The 14,554-nt window shown below is 69.5% G+C and carries 16 protein-coding genes; 11 read left to right on the top strand and 5 right to left on the bottom strand.

The genetic code is table 11. The features are described 5' to 3' along the window. Positions 1–46: 46 nt before the first annotated feature. Complete coding sequence (locus tag NJ4_RS21930; protein ID WP_067440508.1) at positions 47–595, bottom strand: hypothetical protein; 549 nt, start codon at positions 593–595, stop codon at positions 47–49. Positions 596–628: 33 nt separating this feature from the next. Beyond that, on the bottom strand, positions 629–1,423 hold the full coding sequence (locus NJ4_RS21925) for an alpha/beta hydrolase (RefSeq protein ID WP_245644666.1): 795 nt from the start codon (positions 1,421–1,423) through the stop codon (positions 629–631). Positions 1,424–1,546: 123 nt separating this feature from the next. Between NJ4_RS21925 and NJ4_RS21920 the strand changes: the two genes are divergently transcribed. The 5 genes from NJ4_RS21920 to NJ4_RS21900 all read left to right on the top strand — a co-directional run bounded on the left by NJ4_RS21920 (position 1,547) and on the right by NJ4_RS21900 (position 5,754). Further along, positions 1,547–2,314 carry a lysophospholipid acyltransferase family protein gene (locus NJ4_RS21920; protein ID WP_067440526.1) on the top strand — a complete coding sequence of 256 codons (768 nt, stop codon included), beginning with the start codon at positions 1,547–1,549 and terminating at the stop codon, positions 2,312–2,314. A gap of 59 nt (positions 2,315–2,373) precedes the next feature. Continuing rightward, complete coding sequence (gene macS / locus NJ4_RS21915) at positions 2,374–3,519, top strand: MacS family sensor histidine kinase (RefSeq protein ID WP_281178376.1); 1,146 nt, start codon at positions 2,374–2,376, stop codon at positions 3,517–3,519. Next, positions 3,516–4,040, top strand: coding sequence for a flavin reductase family protein (locus tag NJ4_RS21910; RefSeq protein WP_067440502.1), 525 nt, complete (start codon positions 3,516–3,518; stop codon positions 4,038–4,040). The genes macS and NJ4_RS21910 overlap by 4 nt, the downstream gene beginning before the upstream one ends. 92 nt (positions 4,041–4,132) lie before the next feature. Beyond that, entirely contained in the window at positions 4,133–4,795 is a 663-nt protein-coding gene (locus NJ4_RS21905; protein ID WP_217996955.1) for a response regulator, read from the top strand. Then, the gene (locus NJ4_RS21900; protein ID WP_067440496.1) at positions 4,792–5,754 is read left to right on the top strand and encodes a GNAT family N-acetyltransferase; all 963 of its coding nucleotides are present in this window, start codon (positions 4,792–4,794) and stop codon (positions 5,752–5,754) included. The genes NJ4_RS21905 and NJ4_RS21900 overlap by 4 nt, the downstream gene beginning before the upstream one ends. Positions 5,755–5,829: 75 nt before the next feature. Here NJ4_RS21900 and NJ4_RS21895 read toward each other — a convergent pair whose 3' ends face one another. Continuing rightward, on the bottom strand, positions 5,830–7,050 hold the full coding sequence (locus NJ4_RS21895) for an oxygenase MpaB family protein (protein ID WP_067440523.1): 1,221 nt from the start codon (positions 7,048–7,050) through the stop codon (positions 5,830–5,832). 130 nt (positions 7,051–7,180) lie between these two features. Between NJ4_RS21895 and NJ4_RS26115 the strand changes: the two genes are divergently transcribed. Both NJ4_RS26115 and NJ4_RS21885 read left to right on the top strand, forming a co-directional pair. After that, positions 7,181–7,744 carry a TetR/AcrR family transcriptional regulator gene (locus tag NJ4_RS26115; protein WP_067440493.1) on the top strand — a complete coding sequence of 188 codons (564 nt, stop codon included), beginning with the start codon at positions 7,181–7,183 and terminating at the stop codon, positions 7,742–7,744. Between the two features lie 49 nt (positions 7,745–7,793). Further along, a complete protein-coding gene (locus tag NJ4_RS21885; RefSeq protein WP_067440490.1) occupies positions 7,794–8,684 on the top strand; it encodes a hypothetical protein in 891 nt (296 codons plus the stop codon). A gap of 25 nt (positions 8,685–8,709) precedes the next feature. On the opposite strand, the gene glpK is transcribed toward NJ4_RS21885, so the two are convergent. Both glpK and NJ4_RS21875 read right to left on the bottom strand, forming a co-directional pair. Further along, positions 8,710–10,182: a glycerol kinase GlpK gene (gene glpK, locus NJ4_RS21880; protein WP_067440487.1), complete on the bottom strand. Its 1,473-nt coding sequence runs from the start codon at positions 10,180–10,182 to the stop codon at positions 8,710–8,712. Next, positions 10,179–11,006 carry a DUF1028 domain-containing protein gene (locus NJ4_RS21875; protein WP_067440484.1) on the bottom strand — a complete coding sequence of 276 codons (828 nt, stop codon included), beginning with the start codon at positions 11,004–11,006 and terminating at the stop codon, positions 10,179–10,181. Before NJ4_RS21875 ends, glpK begins: the two co-directional genes overlap by 4 nt. A gap of 55 nt (positions 11,007–11,061) precedes the next feature. Here NJ4_RS21875 and NJ4_RS21870 point away from each other — a divergent pair, with 55 nt between their 5' ends. The 4 genes from NJ4_RS21870 to NJ4_RS21855 all read left to right on the top strand — a co-directional run bounded on the left by NJ4_RS21870 (position 11,062) and on the right by NJ4_RS21855 (position 14,411). Continuing rightward, positions 11,062–11,730: a hypothetical protein gene (locus tag NJ4_RS21870; RefSeq protein WP_067440481.1), complete on the top strand. Its 669-nt coding sequence runs from the start codon at positions 11,062–11,064 to the stop codon at positions 11,728–11,730. A 44-nt stretch (positions 11,731–11,774) separates the two neighbouring features. Then, positions 11,775–12,800 carry a 6-phosphofructokinase gene (locus tag NJ4_RS21865; RefSeq protein WP_067440478.1) on the top strand — a complete coding sequence of 342 codons (1,026 nt, stop codon included), beginning with the start codon at positions 11,775–11,777 and terminating at the stop codon, positions 12,798–12,800. Positions 12,801–12,894: 94 nt separating this feature from the next. Beyond that, positions 12,895–13,407 carry a SigE family RNA polymerase sigma factor gene (locus NJ4_RS21860; RefSeq protein WP_067440520.1) on the top strand — a complete coding sequence of 171 codons (513 nt, stop codon included), beginning with the start codon at positions 12,895–12,897 and terminating at the stop codon, positions 13,405–13,407. Further along, on the top strand, positions 13,404–14,411 hold the full coding sequence (locus NJ4_RS21855) for a hypothetical protein (RefSeq protein ID WP_067440475.1): 1,008 nt from the start codon (positions 13,404–13,406) through the stop codon (positions 14,409–14,411). The genes NJ4_RS21860 and NJ4_RS21855 overlap by 4 nt, the downstream gene beginning before the upstream one ends. Positions 14,412–14,554 lie beyond the last annotated feature (143 nt).

Genomic DNA, 14,554 nt, shown 5'->3' with positions numbered 1-14,554 from the left:
GTGAGTTCGACGAACTGGCGACGGGTCACCCCGAACTGGCGACGGGTCAGATGCGGGAGCCGTCGTCCCAGGGGTCGCGGGGCTCGTCGGGCATGGTGCGCACCAGGTAGATGAAGCCGCCGACGAACCAGGCCACCAGCAACAGCGCGAGCAGGCCGCGGAACGGGTGGTGCAGCACCAGGGCGATCAACGCGATCAGCGGCGCGCCGAAGACGCCAAGCCAGCCGATCAACCGGTTCTTCTCGGGGAGCGGGATCGGCTCCGGTGGCGGCGGGACGTAGCGCCCCTCGTCGCCCCACGCACGCAGCTCCGGCGGCTCCTCGGGCTCAGGCTCCGGCGGCGGTACGACGTACGCCTGCGGCTGCTCATCGGGGAAGACCACGTCGGGCGGGTCGAGCTCGGGGAGATCCACGCCCGACAGATCCACGGTGTGAGGGTCGTGCGGGTCCGCGCGGGGCAGACCTGCCTCGGGGTCATCGTCCTCGGGCAGCGCGACGTCGATGAACGGATCGATGACCGTGTCGTCCTCGACACCGGCGGTCTCGTCGTAATGGGCGACGATCTCGTCCCACAGCGCGTTCTCGTCCCGTTCCACGAGGCCAGCCTACGAGGGTGATGGGGACAAGGCTCAGGTCGACGCCGGTCGCTGGGGATGGGTCAGGGTGCGGATGAACTCGAGGGACTCCTCGAAGATCGTCGTGGCGTCGTTGTCGAGCGTGGCCACGTGATAGCTGTCCTCGAGGATGCGCTCCTCGAAGATCCGCGAGGACACCGAGGAGCGCACCACCTGCACCGACGAGGGATCCACGACGTGATCCTCCGCGGAGCGGAAGAACCGGATCGGGGCGGTCACCTTCGGCAGGTCGACGCGGAGCGGCTTCCAGGCCCGCACCATGGAGTGCAGCGAGTTGAGCGGGGTGCGGTCATAGCCGCGCTCGTCGCCGCCCGGCTTCTTGATGTCGTTGCCGATTCCGGGCATCGACTTCACCACGTGCCGCAGCAGCGGAAGCGCCAGCAGCTGCTTGTTGGTGGAGGCGACCGCCGCGTTGACCAGCAGCACACCGGCGACGTCGTCGGGCCGGTCCGCCGCGAGGCGCAGGGCCAGCGCACCGCCCATGGAGAGCCCACCGACGATGACGGTGTCGTTCTCACGCACCAGCTTGTCGAAGGCCCTGGCGACCTCGGCGTACCAGTCCTGCCAGGTGGTGAGGTTCATCTCCTGCCAGGTGGATCCGTGGCCCGGGAGCAACGGCACCTCGACGGCGTACCCGTGGACGGCGAGGAACTCGGCCCAGGCCCGCATCGAGGCGGGAGAGCCGGTGAAACCGTGGCTGAGGAGGACGCCGACCTTCAGGTGCGGGGTCTTGGAGGCCTCGGGGCGAGCGGGCACGGACAGGGGCGCGAGCTGGTCGTCGAGGGGCACCCGACGATCATGCCCCATCGACATCGACCGAGACGCGCTGTCCGGGGAAATCGAAAGCGGGCTAGTCTTCACGTGGTCGCCGAGGACTGTGGCCGCGCTGCCGTCGAAGAGGAGGACAACCGGGTGTTCTACTGGTTCCTGAAGTTCATCGCACTCGGTCCGCTGCTCCGCGTGATCTTCCGGCCTCAGGCCGAGGGCCTCGAGAACGTGCCCGAGTCCGGTCCCGCCATCCTGGCCAGCAACCACCTCTCGTACGCCGACTGGCTCTTCATGCCGTTGACGCTGCCGCGTCGGGTCTCGTTCGTGGCCAAGGCGGAGTACTTCACCAGCCCCGGCATCAAGGGCTTCTTCCAGAAGCACTTCTTCAGCGGCTCGGGCCAGATCCCGATCGACCGCTCCGGCGCCAACGCCGCCGAGGGTGCATTGCTCTCGGCCAAGTCGGTGCTCGGCCGTGACGAGCTCTTCGGCATCTACCCCGAGGGCACCAGGTCCCACGACGGCAAGCTCTATCGAGGCAAGACCGGTGTCGCCCGCCTGGCGCTCGAGACCGGGGTGCCCGTGATCCCCGTGGCCGTGGTCGGCACCGACGTGGTGGCGCCCCCCGGCAAGAAGTTCGGCAAGGTGACCCGTCCGATGGTGCGCTTCGGCAAGCCACTCGACTTCTCCCGCTACGAGGGCCTCGAGAACGACCGCTACATCCTGCGCTCGATCACCGACGAGATCATGTACGAGATCATGAACCTCTCCGGCCAGGAGTACGTCGACCTCTACGCCACCCGTGCCAAGGAGGAGTCGAAGCGGCTCGAGAAGGAAGCGGCCGCGGCCAAGGACGCCGCCAAGGAGCAGGGCACCAAGGACCCGGGCACCGGCGAGACGAAGCAGGCGTCCTGAGTCGGTCCGCGCTCCCGGCGTCCGGTGTCGAGGCCGGGCCGGTCGACGCCGCCCTCGCGGTGGAGAACCGCATGTTCCGCGCGCTGGCCGTTCTGCGGGTCGTGCTCGTGGCCAACACGGTCGGGCTGACCGTCTACCGTCTCGACAACTTCACCCACCGCGGCGCCGGTCTGGCGCTCGTGGGAGTGATGGTGGTGTGGACCGCCGTCGCGATCTGGGCGTACGACGCCCCGCGCCGGCGCGTCCCGGCGCTCCTGGTGGCCGACCTGCTCATCGCCTTCGCCACGCTGCTCTCGACCCCGTTCGTGAAGGGCGACGGCTTCAACGCGACCGTGCCGGGGTTCTGGATCGCAGGAGCCCTGATGGCGTGGGCGATCCACTGGCGATGGGTGGGGGCACTGATCGCCGCGGGGGTGCTCTCGGCCACCGACCTGCTGATCCGCGAGCAGATCAGCCAGACCAACTACGGCCACGTCTTCCTGCTGATGATCGCCGGACCGATCGTCGGCTACATGTGCGGGTCTCTCCAGCGGATGGCGGCCGAACGCGACCGTGCCGAGCGAGCGGCGGCCGTTGCCGGTGAGCGGGCCCGCCTGGCCCGTGCCGTGCATGACGGCGTACTCCAGGTGCTCGCACTCGTGCAACGCAAGGGCCCCGAGCTCGGCGGCGAGGGCGTGCACCTGGGCCGGCTCGCCGGGGAGCAGGAGCAGGCGCTGCGATCCCTGATCCGGCAGCAGGACACCCTGCAGACCCCCGCGTCGGCGGCGTCGCCGGAGGATTCTGTCGCCGACCTCGGCGGTGCCCTCGAGCGACTGGCCGCACGCCGACCGTCGTCGGTCAGCGTGGTGACCCCAGGTGTCGCGGTCGAGCTCACGCAGCGCGTCGTCGACGAGCTCGCTGCCGTGGTCTCGGCGTGTCTCGACAACGTCGCCGTCCACGTCGGCGAGGACGCGCCCGCCTGGGTGCTGCTCGAGGACCTCGGCGACAAGGTCGTGGTCAGCGTCCGCGACGAAGGCCCGGGGATCCCGCCCGGTCGCCTCGACGAGGCCGCGTCCTCCGGGCGTCTCGGGATCACCGAGTCGATCCGGGGTCGCATCGCCGACCTCGGGGGCGGCGCCGAGCTGTTCTCCACACCGGGCACCGGCACCGAGTGGGAGTTCACGGTCCCGCGATCCGACCGGTCTCCTCTAGGCTCGCGGTCGTGACCATCCATCGCGAGCACCCGTTCCTCGAACCTCCCGGTGAGCGCGACCCCGTACGCCGGCTGCGGGGTCGGCTCGGTGGGCAGGTGACGCTGTGGACCAGTGGCGACGCCTCCGAACGCGCCGGCCTCACCGTCTCGTCATTGATGGTCGCCGCCGGGGAACCGGGCCGGGTGCTCGGGCTGATCGATCCGGACTCCGACCTGATGGACCGGCTCGGCGACAACCACACGGCCGCGGTCTCGCTCCTGCACTACCGCCACCACAACCTGGCCGACATCTTCGCCGGCACCGTCCCCGCGCCCGGCGGGCAGTTCGCCCAGTTCGACCAGGGTGTCACCTGGGCGGAGACCGAGTGGGGTCCGGTGCTGTCCACGATCACCACCTGGGTCGGCGTACGCGTCGAGTCGGTCACCGAGGTCGGCTGGTCGTCGCTGGTGACCGCGACCATCGAGCACGCCGTGATCGGTGACGACGGTGAGCCGTTGGTGCACCGTCGGGGCCGCTACCAGCACGCCAGGTGAATGGGTCGAGACGCTTGCTGGCGCTCGCTCCTCAACCACCGCGCAGCGGTCGTGGCCACGGCTTCGTCTAGGGTTCGGGTGACACGAGGAGGATGCGGATGAGCGGGGACGAGCCGATCCGGGTGATGGTGGTCGACGACCACCCGATGTGGCGTGACGCCGTGGAGCGCGACCTGGTCGCGGCCGGCCTCAACGTGGTGGCCGTGGCTGCCAACGGGTCCGAGGCGTTGGCCCGCTTCCCGGCCGCGCGGCCGCAGGTGCTCGTGCTCGACCTGCAGATCCCCGCGCCCAACGGGGTCGAGGTGACCGCCGAGGTGGTCCGGCAGGACCCGTCGACGCGGGTGCTCATCCTCTCGGCGTCGGGTGAGCAGAACGACGTCCTCGACGCGGTCAAGGCCGGCGCCACCGGTTATCTGGTCAAGTCCGCCTCCCGCGACGAGCTGCTTGACGCCGTACGCCGGGTGGCGCAGGGCGACACCGTCTTCACGCCCGGCCTGGCCGGCTTGGTGCTCGGCGAGTACCGCCGGCTCCTCGACGCGCCCGCCGACGACGGCACGCCGAAGCTCACCGACCGTGAGACCGAGGTGCTCCGGCTGGTGGCCAAGGGCATGTCCTACAAGCAGATCGCCGAGCGCCTGGTGCTCTCGCACCGCACCGTGCAGAACCATGTGCAGAACACCCTGCGCAAGCTCCAGCTGCACAACCGGGTCGAGCTGACCCGCTATGCCATCGAACAGGGCCTCGACGAGGAATGACCCCGCCGTCCGGTTGGCGCCGCGCGGCTCCTGACGAGGCGCTGGCCCTGATGGAGCTGGAGCGCGACGCCTGCCTCGCCGCGCTGGGTCACGTCTTCGCGGAGCCCTTCCCCGAGGACGACGTGCTGGCCCGATGGGCTCTGGTCTTCGAGTCCGGTGACGTCACGGTCGAGGTGGTCGATGGCGTCGACGGGCTGCGTGCCGTCACGGCGTACGACGACAGCTCGTTGCGGCACGTGTTCGTGCACCCCGCCTCGTGGGGTGAGGGACTGGGCCGGCAGGGCGTCGAACGCGCCGTGGCTGCCGGGGGACTCGGCATCCAGCTGTGGGTGCTCGCCGCCAACGGGCGCGCCCGGAGACTCTACGAGCACCTGGGTTGGGTGCCGACGGGCCGACAGCAGGAGTCGGTGTGGCCGCCGTGTCCGACCGAGCTCGAGTACTCCTTCACGGGGACGACGATCCGGCCGTTGCGGACCGAGGACCGCGACGAGCTGCTGGCCTTCGAGCGGGAGAACCGTGCCTGGTTCACGCGTAGCATTCCCGATCGTGGTGACGCGTTCTTCGACGGGTTCGACGACCACCTGGCCGAGAGACTGCGGGACCAGGCCGACGGTGTCGACCAGTACTTCCTCGTCCGGGACGAGCAGTCCCGTCTGATCGGCCGGGTCAACTTCTTGAACGTGGCCGAGGGCCGGGCCGATCTGGGCTACCGGTTCGCGGCGAGGGCAACGGGACGTGGCCGTGCCTCGCAGGCCGTGCGACTCGGTCTCGCGGAGATGGCCCGCCGCGGTGTCACCGACGTCCGCGCGTCGACGACGGTGAGCAACCTCGCCTCCCAGCGGGTGCTGGAGAAGTGCGGTTTCGTGCGCGTCGATCCCGACCCGGGTGACCCGATCGAGCTCGGCGCAGGCAACGGGCGTCGGGAGCCGGCTCTCCACTTCGTGGTCACGACTTGTTGATTCTGGTCCGCCGAGTTGGGGTTTTCGGCACGGCAGAATCAACAAGTCGACGGACGAGAACCCACGACTCGTGGGTCAACCGGGGTCGCGGGCCGGGTGCGGCTTGCCACCTGCGGGCGAATCGTCGACCAGGTCGTGCCGGACGGAGTAGCGCGTGCGCAGACGGGTCTCCTGCTGGTCGCGGTACCGCTCGCCAAGGCGGGTGCGGAGGGTCAAGGACCCGGGAATGCGGTCGATCAGGAGGTTCACCACCAGCATCAGTGAGCCGAGCAGCCGGATGAACGGCGTGGCCCGGGTCGTCGGGACCTGCAGCTCGTCGGCGATCTTCTCGCCGAGGAAGATCCGCTCAAGACCGTGCACCACGGGCGGCGCGACGCCGTAGAGCTGTCGGGGGAGCAACTCCTCGATCTCGGGCACGAGGAACTCGTCGTTGATCGCGGCCACCAGACTGATGCAGTAGTCGTCGACCGGTGGCCGGGTGAGCAGGTAGAGCTCCTCGAGCACGCGTTGCTCGGCCTCGTCGGTGGGCAGCAGTGACGGGTCGATGCCCAGCAGGTGCCCGACGTAGCGCCAGGTCTCGTAGTAGGCGTCGACCTCGTGTGGCAGGTACGGCGCCCCGATCGCACGCATGCCGCGCAACGGGATCAGACAGAACTCGATCAACGTGTAGGCCAGGTAGGACTGGCAGATCGGCACGCCCCATGCGTCGGTGTCCCAGTCGGGGGAGTCGAGGAGCTGGCGGCGCACCAGGGCATGGATGATGCGCACTCGCACCGTCAGCTCGAAGCCCGGTCGGTCGCGTTCGAGCCCGTGGTCGGCGTTGATCGCGAGCAACCAGGAGCCGACCTCGATCGTACGCATGCCGGCGTTCTCGACGTACCGCCCGGTGAGCTCGAGCGGGCGTGAGGCGGCGGAGTTGGCGTAGCCACTGACCAGCGACGCGGCGCCGAGCACGATGCCGGCCTGGCGGGTGTAGCGGGCCAGTTGCCGTGAGTCGCGGTTGATGCGTGCCAGGTCGACCCAGGCAGGAACGGCGTCAAGCTGGGCGAACAGCGCGCGCAGTGATGCGGGTGCTCCCTCAACCGCGTCGACGCCTTCTCGGCAGGCCTGGCGCAGCATCCGCATGCCGCGCCCGTGCCCGATCGTGGCAAAGTCCGCCACGAACGCGTCGGCCAGCGGGTCGCCGTCCCACATGCCCGAGAAGTACGCCGACGCGCGGTCACCGAACCGGCGCAACGCCTCGTCGTGGTGGCGCACGGTCGTGGGAAGCTCGCCGTGCCCGGGGATTGCTGCCATGCTCATCAGCATAAAAGTGGGGATGCCTCATGTTCCATTCACTTTCTCTGGACACGACAACGGGTGGCGAGAGGACGAAATTGTGGCTCAACGACAGCGGATCCGACCGAGACAGCAGCGGGCCATCCGCATGCGGAGGGACCTTCTCGATGCGACTGTTCAACTTCTGAGCGACGTCGGGTCCGAGCGCCTGACCACAACGGCCATTGTCGAGCGTGCCCACGTCAGCAGCGGCACGTTCTACCGCTACTTCGACGACAAGGCCGACATTCTCGAGGCACTCCGGCTGGAGGCCGTCACCGAGATCTCCGCCGAGCTCATGGCCGGCGTGGCTCGGGCACTCGACCGAGATCTCCCCGACGCCGTGCGTGAGGTCGTCGCCACGCTCACCGAGGCATTCGAGCGACACGCACCCGTGATCCTGGCGATGGTCGACGCCGTGCCTTCGGGAACGCAGTCCAACGTGATGCCCGAGATCGAGGCCGGACTGCAGAGCCTGGCCCGAGTCATCCCGGCGAGGCACCTCCCCGAGGTGTCACCGGCGAGGCTTGACTCACTCGTCTTCATGGTGATGGGCGTGACGCAGGCGACCTGCCTGCGCATCGCCTTGCAGAGACCCGTCGGCAGCTCGCGCGACGAGCTGATCGACATCGCCACCGACATGCTCACCGCAGGACTGCGCGCCTCCGCGTGAGTACCGTCCCCACCACCGTCGCGCCCACGCTGATCACTAGGATCAAGGCGTGACCACGCTCCTCGAGGCAGCCGACCGTCTCTATGGCCTGACGCTGCCCGAGTTCACCCCGGCCCGTGACTCCCTGGTGAAGGAGCTGCGGACCACCGACCGGGAGCTCTCCGACCGGATCAAGGCGCTCAAGAAGCCCTCGACCTCGGCCTGGGTGGTCAACCTCCTGGTCCGCCGCGACCCCGACCAGGTCGACCAGGTGCTGCTCGTCGGGGCGGCCCTGCGTGAGGCGCAGTCCTCCCTGGACGGTGAGGAGCTGCGCGCTCTGACCCGACAGCGACGGCAACTGACCTCGGCGATCACCCAGCAGGCCCGCTCCCTGGCCGTGGAGCATGGACAGAAGGTGACCGCATCGGTCGCTGACCAGGTCGAGGCCACCCTCACCGCGGCGATGGTCGACGAGGCTGCCGGTGCCGCCGTGCGCACCGGGCTGCTGGTCACGGCGATGGCCGCCACCGGTGTCGATGCCGTCGACGCAGCCTCCAGCGTCGCGGTGCCCGACGCGGCCGGCTTCGCGCCCACCACCATCGAGGCTCCCTCCACATCGCCCCCTGAGCTGCACATCGTGCCCGACCCGGACGAGACCGCGAAGCGGCTCGAGATCGCCCGCGTCGAGCTGGCCGAGGCCGAACGCGACGCCGATGCGGCCACCGAAGCGTTCGACGCGGCCGCCGCCGACGTCGCGGAGCTCGAGGCCCGCAGCCTGCAGATGCAGGCCGAGATCGACGAGCTGCGACGCCGGCTCAGCGAGCACGAGGAGGAGCAGGACGAGATCGACGAGCAGCTCGCCGACGCGCAGCAGGTGGTCGAGTCAGCGCGGGACGACGTACGAGCCGCAGACCAGGCGCGTCAGCGTGCCTCCGCACGGGTGACGCGACTCCAGGGCTGAGCAGACTGTCGGGCGACGTCCTGCCTCAGGCGTCGGCCCAGGCCTTCGACCGGTTGACCGCGTCGATCCACTTCGCGTGCGCGGCGTCCGCCTTCTCCCGGACACCCTCCGCGGGCGAGAAGCTGCGGTCGAGCTGCCAGGTCTCGCGCAGATCGTCGGTGCTCTCCCAGACGCCGGTGCCCAGGCCGGCCAGGAACGCGGCGCCGAGGGCGGTGGTGTCGACGATCTTCGGGCGCTCGACCGGTACGCCGATCTGGTCGGCCTGCACCTGGCAGAGCAGGTCGTTGGCCGAGGCGCCGCCATCCACCTTCAACGTGGCAAGAGAGGGCATGGTCTCCAGCACGTCGCGCACCTCGAAGGCGATCGCCTCCAGCGTCGCGCGCACGATGTGCCCGCGCGTGGTGCCCCGGGTCAGGCCGATGATCAGTCCCCGAGCCAACGGATCCCAGTGCGGCGCGCCGAGTCCGGTCAGCGCCGGGACGAACACGACGCCCTCGGAGTCCGGGACGGTGGCGGCGATCGCGGCGGTCTCGGAAGCGGTGCCGACGATCTGCAGTCCGTCGCGCAGCCACTGCACCGCGGCGCCGGTCACGAAGATCGCACCCTCGAGCGCGTAGGTCAGCTCGCCCGAGGGTGATCGCCAGGCTGCGGTGGTCAACAGCCCGGCATCGCTGCGCACGAGCTCGGTGCCGGTGTTGGTGAGGATGAAGGACCCCGTGCCGTAGGTGCACTTGGAGTCGCCGGGGTCGAAGCAGGTCTGGCCGAACAACGCCGACTGCTGGTCGCCGGCGATGCCCGCGATCGGCAGTGACAGGCCGCAGAAGACCTTCGGATCGGTCACCGCCACCTCGCCCCAGTTGGGCACCAGGTCGGGCAGGGCGTCGCGGGGTACGCCGAACAGGTCGCACAGCTCGTCTGACCAGTCGCCGGTGGTGAGGTCGAACAACAGGGTGCGGGATGCGTTGGAGACGTCGGTGACGTGCCAGGTGCCGCGCGTCATGCGGGCGATCAGGTAGGAGTCGACGGTGCCGATCGCGTAGCGGCCCGACTTCACCAGCGCCCAGGTGTTGGCTTCGTTCTCGGCCAGCCACATCAGCTTGGTGGCCGAGAAGTAGGGGTCGAGGCGCAGACCGGTCAGCTCGGTGACCCGCTGCTCGTGTCCGTCGGCCCGCAGGCGGTTGCAGATGTCGGCGGTGCGCCTGTCCTGCCAGACGATGGCGCGTCGCGGCGACCCCAGCGTCTCGCGGTCCCAGAGCATGATCGTCTCGCGCTGGTTGGTGATGCCGAGGCCGGTCAGCTCACCGTCGTAGGACTTGATCACCTCGCGAGTTGCCTCGATGGTGGCCTGCCAGATCTCCTCGGGTGTGTGCTCGACCCAGCCCGGACGAGGGAAGTGCTGGCCGAACTCCTGGTAGCCACGGGCTGCGATCGTGCCCTCCGGCGTCACGACGAGCGCGGTGACGCCGGTGGTGCCGGCGTCGATGGCGAGGATGCTCACGTCGACTCCTTGGTGGCTCGCAGGATGGCCAGCACCCGTCGGTCGATCCAGGACCCGCTGGGCGCCACGCGCATCTCGTAGTTCTCGGTGCCGACCCACTCCAGCAGGTCGTCGTGACCCAGCGCCTGCACGAGGTCGGAGATCTCGGCGTCGAGCTCGGGAGTCACGTCGATCTTGTCCTCGTCGCGGGTGGCGGTCAGGAACAGGTCGTTGAGCTCCAGGAGTCGCGCCAGCTCAGGGATCGGCGCGGTGTGGTCGTCCACCCGAAGGTCGACGGCCACGTCGTCGTGGCCGCCGTAGCCAGCCTCCTCGCGGACGACGAGCAGGGCCGCGGACTGTCGTCCGCGGCGATCACCTCCGGCCTCGTCGCCGGCGGTGAGTGCTGCCAGCAGACGGTCGGCGAGGGGCAGGTCCGGGGCCGAGCCCAACCAGGCGGCCTCCATCGCCTCGACCACCTCGCGACCGGCAAGGATGTTGCCCTGGATCGCATAGCCGGTGCCGACCAGGCCGCCGGCCCAGTCGAAGCAGGCCGGACCCGTGTGCGAGGCAGCGCCGCCGTCGACGTCGACGATGCCCACCTGGCGGTGGTCGCGGTCAGGATCCTCCTCGAGGAGTCGCTGCAACGCGACCGGCGCGGTGGCGCCCTCGTCGAGGTGGGCCAGGGCCAGGCCCTTGTAGGCGACGTTGGCGTTGGCCTGGGTGGCGATGGCGCCGATGCCGGCGACCGCCGCCGGGACGGCGTTGCCCACGGCGAGGAACTTCGAGGCGACGGCAACTCCCCAGGACTCGCCGTCGGCGGACCGGGCCACGATCGAGAAGGTCATGGACCAGACCCTAGTGCGAGGGGTTGAAGTTGCGCGGAAGGGGAAGCCTGCCGACATGCTGAATGACCTGTCCGGCTACACCCGGGCCGTCATCTTCGGGCAGATCTTTCCGTTCGGACTGCTCATCGGGTCGTCACTGGGCATGCTCCACGTCCACACGGTGCCGGAGTTGACCAGAGCACTGTGGATCGTCGGGTTCGCCCTGGCCTTCGTCGTCGCGTGGGGTGTCACCGTGGTCGTGTGGTCGCGACGGGTTGCCGCCCGGCTGCACGACGAGCTCGACAGCGGCAGTCGCGCGATCGTCGACGGCAGGGCGACCGCGGCCGTGGTGCCCGCACGGGTGATCCGGCAGCGGAAGTGGACGAAGCACCGGCCGTGGGGCCTGGGTGCGGGGGAACACCAGTCGGGACTGGCCCACAGCACGGCCTTCACGGTGTTGCCACCCGACGGCCCGCCACGCAGGGTCGCGGCGCTCAGCCCCGTGGCTCTCCGGTCGGGGGCGCCGGCGTGGCTTGCCCTGCATCCCACTCTGCCCGAGGTGGGGGTGCTCGACCTGCGGGCCACCAACGACGATGTGGCAGCGGCTGCCGCGGATCCGCGCTGGCGTTCGGAGAAGCTGCCCACGGACCGCACCGTGGTCGGTGGCTACGCGATGCTGGTGGTTGCGGGCGTGGGCGGGGGCGTCACCGGCGCCCTGATCGCCTACCTGGTCTGGCTGTTCTGAGCAGTCGGTGGGACGCTGGGCCGAGCCGAGCAAAGGAGTACCGGATGCGAGTAGGACTGCTCACCGGCGGAGGCGACTGTCCCGGGCTGAACGCGGTGATCCGGGCCGTCGTACGCAAGGGCGCCACGGTGCACGGCTTCGAGTTCGTCGGCTATCGCGACGGCTGGAAGGGCCCGTTGGAAGGTTTGACGATGGCGCTCGGGGTGGAGCAGTGCCGCGGCATCCTGCCGCGTGGGGGCACGATCCTGGGCTCCTCGCGCACCAACCCCTTTGCGATCGACGGGGGAGTGGAGCGCATCCGGGAGAACCTTCGCCGTGACGGTGTCGATGCCCTCGTGGCGATCGGCGGCGAGGACACGCTCGGTGTCGCAACCAAGCTGGCCGAGCTCGGCGTCGACGTGGTCGGCGTACCCAAGACGATCGACAACGACCTGTCGGGCACCGACTTCACCTTCGGCTTCGACACCGCGGTCAACATCGCCACCGAGGCCATCGACCGGCTGCACACCACGGCCGAGTCCCACCACCGGGTGCTCGTTGTCGAGGTGATGGGACGTCACGCCGGCTGGATCGCCCTGCACGCCGGCATCGCCGGAGGAGCCAGCATCGTGCTGATTCCCGAGCAGCCCTACGACATCGTCGAGGTGTGCCGTCTGGTCGAGCGGCGGTTCGAGAGCGAGTACGCCCCGATCATCGTGGTCTCCGAGGGCGCCGCCCCTCGCGAGGGCGACGCGTCACTGCAGGAGGCGGACCTCGACGAGTTCGGGCACGTCCGACTCGGTGGCATCGGGGACCGGTTGGCCCGTCAGATCGAGCAGCGCACCGGCAAGGAGGCGCGCTCGGTGGTTCTGGGCCACATTCAGCGAGGCGGTACGCCGACCGCGTTCGACCGCTGGTTGGCCACCCGCCTTGGCCTGCAGGCCGCCGACGCGGTGGCTGACGGCGATTTCGGCACGATGATGGCGCTGCGCGGCACCGGCATCGTCCGCATCCCGTTGGCGGAGGCGACCGGTGAGCTCAAGCTGGTCAGTGCCCGGGAGTACGCCGAGGCACAGGTCTTCTTCGGCTGATCTGCTGGCATGCTGGAAAATTGTAGGCGCCGGACAGAACCCCGATCGACCCGGATCCGTAGTGATGGGTGACGACAGGACGAAGGGGGAACGGATGCGGCGAAACGACGCAGACTTCGACGAGTTCGCGGTGGCCGCGTGGCCGCGGTTGCGCTGGGCGGCCTACCTGCTGACCAGCGACCACCACCTGGCCGAGGACCTCGCCCAGACTGCGCTGATCCGCACCTACTCCTCATGGCACAAAGTGCGCAGGGACGATGCGATGGCCTTCACCCGCAGGGTGCTGGTCAACCTCAACATCGATCGTTTGCGCAAGCGCAGGGTGCAGGAGGTCGGCGACCTGGTCGGGGACCACGCGGCCATCGATCCGGGTGACCCGTTGGGTGACCGCGACGAACTGGTCCGCCTGCTCGCGACGCTGACCGACAAGGAGCGTCGTGTGGTTCTTCTCCGGCACTACTTCGACCTGTCCGAGGCAGCAGTCGCTGTCGAGCTCGGCATTGCCGCCGGGACCGTGAAGAGCACGTTGGCGCGAGCTCTCGGCAAGTTGCGGGTGAGTGCCGCCGCACAACCGACCGACACCATGACGACGGGGAGAAACCGATGAACCGCGAGATCGAACACCTGGAAGAGAGACTGTCCACGCCGCGCTCCGAGCTGCTGGGCAGTCCCGACCTGCACGGCATCCGCGCCCGGGGGCGTCGTCGCCGCACCGGACGCCGTGCCGCGATGGGCGCGGGTGGTCTGCTGGCAGTCACCCTCGTGGCGACGGCGGCGTACGCCGTCCTGCCCGGCACCGACAGCGAGAACGACAAGCCGACAGACAGTCAGGTCGCCGCCGACCCGGGCGCCTCCGCCCTCCGCCCGATCGCCCAGCGTGCGCTCGCCGAGATCCCGGGCGCCACCCAGGTCTCGCCGAGCCTCGTGGTGATTCCCGGAACGGCTGCCGGACCCGACGCCATGGGTGAGAAGCCGCTCGGCCCGGAGCGAATCGAGGGCGACCCGATCCCCATGGGCACGCACTACTACACCGGCGTCACGATGTATGCCGCCGACGCGTTCCCGAACTGGCTCTACCAAGGTGTCCAGGACATCGAGAAGGGCGAGCTCGGCGGCGACGACGGAAGCTACCCGGTCGGCTCGGCCGAGATGGGCATCGCCGTCGACTCGGGTTCCGTCGAGCTCGCCTGCATGGCGGCCTGGGACTGGAATGCGGACAAGCCGATCAGCGGACCCTGTCGTCCGGCGATGATCTCCGACAACGGCAACGAGCGGCGCTACCTGTGGGGCCTGGGCACCGAGAAGTTCCTGACCCCGGGTTCGAAGATGGAGCTGTTCAGCGATGACAACTACTCCACCGGCAGCCCGACGACGCTGTGGGTGGGCGGCATGGACGGCACGACCGTGACCCGGGTCGAATACATCAGGACCGACGGCACGACCGTCGACGCCGAGGTCTCCAGCGGTGCGTTGGTTCCCGGCGAGACGATGTTCTGGGCCGAGATCCCCGGAGACCTGGCCACGGTGGTCGCCTATGACGCCTCGGGTGCGGTCGTCGAGAACCACCCGGTTCAGCCGTGCGACACCCCGGTCGACTGCGAGGTCCGCTGACCCCTCCCGCACTCGACCGCTCAGACGGCGCCGCGTCCGCTCCTGCAACGGGGCGATCGCGGCGCCGTTTCGGGTGTCACCACCCGGGCGAGGGTTGTTGCCAAAGTGGCGCCATCGCGCCAGAGTGAAGACGGTCAGATCGA

Origin of the sequence: Nocardioides jensenii JCM 1364 = NBRC 14755 (assembly GCF_001552535.1) — a bacterium.
Classification (GTDB): Bacteria; Actinomycetota; Actinomycetes; order Propionibacteriales; family Nocardioidaceae; genus Nocardioides; species Nocardioides jensenii.
The sequence above is the reverse complement of the archived record's forward strand: the minus strand, read 5'-3'. Positions and strand labels throughout refer to the sequence as shown.

What these genes read in the sequence shown, in the direction of transcription:
- NJ4_RS21865 (WP_067440478.1), top strand. Translation starts at nt 11,775, where the DNA reads ATGCGAGTAGGACTGCTCACCGGCGGAGGCGACTGTCCCGGGCTGAAC.
- NJ4_RS26115 (WP_067440493.1), top strand. Translation starts at nt 7,181, where the DNA reads ATGCGGAGGGACCTTCTCGATGCGACTGTTCAACTTCTGAGCGACGTC.
- NJ4_RS21860 (WP_067440520.1), top strand. Translation starts at nt 12,895, where the DNA reads ATGCGGCGAAACGACGCAGACTTCGACGAGTTCGCGGTGGCCGCGTGG.
- NJ4_RS21855 (WP_067440475.1), top strand. Translation starts at nt 13,404, where the DNA reads ATGAACCGCGAGATCGAACACCTGGAAGAGAGACTGTCCACGCCGCGC.
- NJ4_RS21875 (WP_067440484.1), bottom strand. Translation starts at nt 11,006, where the DNA reads ATGACCTTCTCGATCGTGGCCCGGTCCGCCGACGGCGAGTCCTGGGGA.
- NJ4_RS21900 (WP_067440496.1), top strand. Translation starts at nt 4,792, where the DNA reads ATGACCCCGCCGTCCGGTTGGCGCCGCGCGGCTCCTGACGAGGCGCTG.
- NJ4_RS21870 (WP_067440481.1), top strand. Translation starts at nt 11,062, where the DNA reads ATGCTGAATGACCTGTCCGGCTACACCCGGGCCGTCATCTTCGGGCAG.
- NJ4_RS21905 (WP_217996955.1), top strand. Translation starts at nt 4,133, where the DNA reads ATGCGGATGAGCGGGGACGAGCCGATCCGGGTGATGGTGGTCGACGAC.
- NJ4_RS21895 (WP_067440523.1), bottom strand. Translation starts at nt 7,050, where the DNA reads ATGGCAGCAATCCCCGGGCACGGCGAGCTTCCCACGACCGTGCGCCAC.